Annotated in this window: 3 protein-coding genes; 1 reads left to right on the forward strand and 2 read right to left on the reverse strand. The window is 57.5% G+C overall.

Features of this window, described 5'->3' with window-relative positions:
- Nucleotides 1–2,939: carboxypeptidase regulatory-like domain-containing protein (locus tag LLH00_13370; GenBank protein MCE5272262.1), on the reverse strand; the 2,939-nt coding region annotated here is incomplete at its 3' end.
- A gap of 475 nt (nt 2,940–3,414) precedes the next feature.
- Between LLH00_13370 and LLH00_13375 the strand changes: the two genes are divergently transcribed.
- The gene (locus tag LLH00_13375) at nt 3,415–3,627 is read left to right on the forward strand and encodes an AAA family ATPase (protein ID MCE5272263.1); all 213 of its coding nucleotides are present in this window, start codon (nt 3,415–3,417) and stop codon (nt 3,625–3,627) included.
- Here LLH00_13375 and LLH00_13380 read toward each other — a convergent pair.
- Nucleotides 3,613–3,928: IS481 family transposase (locus LLH00_13380; GenBank protein ID MCE5272264.1), on the reverse strand; the 316-nt coding region annotated here is incomplete at its 5' end. The genes LLH00_13375 and LLH00_13380 overlap by 15 nt on opposite strands.

Raw genomic sequence — 3,928 nt, forward strand, 5'->3', positions numbered from 1 at the left:
AAAACCTCCCCGAACAGGGAGACGCGCCGCGAGCCGCCGAGACTGAAAGTCTTGGACAGGCGCAGGTCGAGGTTGTAGGACCAGCGGCCGCGGAAATAGTTGATCCCGCCGACCGGCTTGCCGTTGCGGAAACTCATCCAGCTCATATCCCCGGCCTGGTTCCGGCGGGCGTTTTCTCCACCGTAGCCGAGCCTGGTGTAAGCCGGCGCTCCGCTCTCCAGGGTGAAGACCGAGTTGAGCCTGACGTTTCTGAGGATGGCGCCGGCCAGAGTGCCGGGGTCGAAATCCTCCGGGAAAACGTAGTTCAGGTTGGCCGACAGCTTATGAGTCACATCACCCTCGATCGGGCGGATTTCATCCGGCGGACGGTACTCCTCGCCGGTGGTCGGGTCGATGAACAGGCTCCAGTAACTGGTCGTATTGTAACGGCTGCCAGTGGTCCTGGAGAAACCCAGGGTGTACATGAGATTGTAGCTGAAGTTGTTGCTGAAACGCTTGCGGATGGTCAGGTCCATCCCCTTTATATTGCCGTTGTCCTGGTTGGTGAAACCGGTCACGTTCCCGCGGATCCTGCGGCCCGTTCTCCACTGCGTGTAATCGCGGAAAAAGTCTTTTTCGGCCACGTTGCCCATTACGTCGCGGTAGTAGGCCACGATGTCAAAGACTATGTCGCTGCCGATCAGGTAGGAGATACCGGCCTCGTATGAGTCGGTGCGGGAGAAATCCAGGCCGCCCGGGTTCTCGCCGCTGAAAATGAAGCTCAGGCTGGGCAGCTGGGTGAACACGCCGTAGGAGAACCTGAGCTGGGTCTTGTCGGTCACCGGGAAGCCGACATCGAAACGCGGTGACCACTCGTCGATGGTCTTGACGAAGTAATTCTCGGCCCACTGGTCCCCGTTGCGGAAACCCCAGTTATCCACCGGGTCGAACGAGTCGTAGCGGATGCCGTAATCGAAAACGAAATCACCCAGGTCGGTCCGGTTCTGAGCATAGAACGCCATCATGTTGGGTTTGTACTCGAACTCGTTGCCGATATCGCGACGGCGGCTCATGTTGTGCAGCTCGAACATGTCGTTGCTGAAATCGGTGTACTGGAACCCTACCTTGGCGCGGTTCCGGCGGTTGAGCTGGAAATCGACATCCGCCTTGTAGTTGTTCTGCCATTCCCGCTGGTAGAAATAGCTCAACCAGTAGAGGTCCTGCTGGTCGGTGGCGTTGAAAGGCGTCTCGAAAAGATATTGAGTGTGCCAGGGCCCCAACCCGTCGGAATAGTACAGTCTCGCCTCCTGGCTTCCCTCCAGGGGCAGGTTGGTGACGCTTTTCTTATAGGTGATGACCTGGTCGTTGACTCGCCTTATGAAATCGACTTCTTCCTGGGGGATGGTCTCGACCTCAAAGGGCAGGTCGTGCATGGACCAGCCCATGAAAGTGGTGTTGTCGGAGCGGACATAATTGTCCGCAATGCTCGAGCTGGTGATGTCCTGCACACGCATTCTGGAGTAGCGGAACTGCAGCGTGGCGTTGCGCTCGGTGCTTTTCAGGAAATCCCAGTTCGCCCCCAGCATCAGGTTCGAGGTGCGGGTCCTTCTGCCGAAGGCCTGGGGGATATAGCAATACCATTGCCCGTTCTCCTGCCAGTCACCCTTGGCCGCACTCCAGGTCCTGTCCGGAAGATCGGACTGCGATGCGATCCCGGTGGGGAAATAGCTCCCGTTATCGTTGTCCGGATAGGAGTTCTGGTTGCGGGAAAAGTTGAAGGTGCTCAGGAATTGCAGCCCCTTGTGCGGATAGTAGGTCAGCTTGCCGGACACAAGTGTCCGGTCGGACCAGTTGCCCGGTATGCGCACCGGGTTGCCCGGGCTGAAAAGAGAGGCGCTCTTGCCGGTCTTGCCGCTGTAATACTCGGCCCCTTTCCTGAATTCATCGAGGGAGAACACGGGAAGCATGTTGCCCAGGACGATGTCGTTGCGCACCGATTCGTTGAGGCGGTCGACGAAGGTCTGGTTCACCCCGCGGAAGCCCTCATCGGCGTGAGTCGGGGTTCTGTCGGCCACACCCTGCAGCTCGCCGTTGAATTGCAGATACGCATTGGGCAGCATCGGCACCGGGCCGCCGAGGCCGGCCTGCAACTGGTTGTAGCCATAGTCGGCGGTGCGCGGATTCAACCCGTCGGAGGTGAAACGCGCGTTGCCTTTCCAGTCCGAGGTGCCTTCCTTGGTCACGATGTTGACGATACCGGACTGGGCGTTGCCGTACTCTGCCTGGAACCCGCCGGTGAGGATGTCCACCTCTTCCACCGCGCCGGTGGAGAAATCGAGCGGAGTGGCGTCCTCGGCCAACGAGCCTTCCTCCTGCTCCCAGACCCAGCCCAGGCCGCTTTTGAACGGGTCGGCCGTGTAGTTGCGCACGGTCACGCCGTCCACCACCATGGCCTCCTCACCCAGACGGCCGCCGCGGATACGAAGGCCCCGGGCCATGCTGCCATCCCCGCCAACCTGCACGCCGGCTTCGAGGACCAGCATGTCTTCCAGCTTCGTGGCCGGGGTTTCCTGCAGTTTTTCCGCGGTCAGGCGCTGCTTCGAGACCGTGTTGTCCCTGGGCACCAGGACCTCCGCCTGCCCCTCGATGGTTATCCCCTGCAGCTCCACGACCGTGGAACTGAGGCTGAAATTGACAGTCACTGTCTGGCCGGCCAGGATCAGATTACCGGAGATCGTGGTTTTCTGATAGCCGGTGAAGGCGGCGGTCAGGCTGCGGTTGCCGGGTGGGACGTTGAGGATGAAATAGTATCCGTCGGCATTGCTGACATTCCCCAGCCGGGTGCCGTCCACCGTCACCTGGGCGCCGGCTACCGGCTTGCCGGTATCCTTGTCCCGGACATAGCCCTCCACCTTGGAGGTGTTGAGCTGGGCCGGCGCTTCAACCGCAAAGAGCAGCATTACCAAAGCCAGCGCGCCACAATATCGCCAACCCAAAGATATTACTCGAGTACTGATCATAGTTTCCTCCAAAGAAATCCACTGATTATTTCAAAAAAAATCACACACTCTTACACGTTATAGGCGCCTCCATGTTCTTGGTGTTCTATACGTTGTTGGATCACCGGGACAGTCCGGCATGAACGATGGACCGCAGTCTCAGGAGAGCGGCTCTGGAACTTTAAGCCGTTGTTTTTTATCCCTCTATGTTTCCGTAAATAACAAGAAAGGTGCCATTGAGCGGGGAACGGAGTGCCTTGACTAACATGTTGTTTGGCAAGCGATAAAATGAGGGAATAGGGATAAGGCGGGAAAATCGTGTGTATGTTATTTATACACACTCCTGACAAATGTATAATAATTAAACATTATACACTCCGTGCATCGTGCATTCCGGAGGGTTTCCACCGTTCGGCGCAAGTAGCGCGAGAGAATCCTGCAGAAGCAACTGGCTCCGCTGGCCGGGGATTTCGACTACTGCCTGCTGGATTGTCCGCCCTCGCTGGGCGCGCTGACCGGCAACGCGGTCTGGGCGGCGGATACGATCCTGATTCCCACCAGTTACAGCCGGTTCTCGCTGGATGGCATTGTACGGGTCAGGGACATGGGTTACAAAAATGTTCAAGGACATAGGTTACAAGTGGAGTAACCGTACGTAGTGATCGTTTTTTGAGAGAATACGTTCTTTGAACAGACCGAGTTTCAAGGGACCATAATAAACATCGAAGATACCGTTGTCTATTTCTTCGAGGCCGACAGTTTCTCCTTTGAGCAGGCAAGTGATGTACACACTTTTACCTTGTCGGAAGATGCAACCGTTGTGATTGACAAAGGCCAGGTCAAAGTGACCTGGATATTCCATAGGCCGGGGTTTCTCCGGCAACTGGCGTTGAGACCGGTAGTACAGGTTCGCCGGGGCCTGCATTCCGAGCGCCTCATGCGGGCGCTGG

Source organism: bacterium, from assembly GCA_021372515.1.
Classification (GTDB): Bacteria; Gemmatimonadota; Glassbacteria; order GWA2-58-10; family GWA2-58-10; genus JAJFUG01.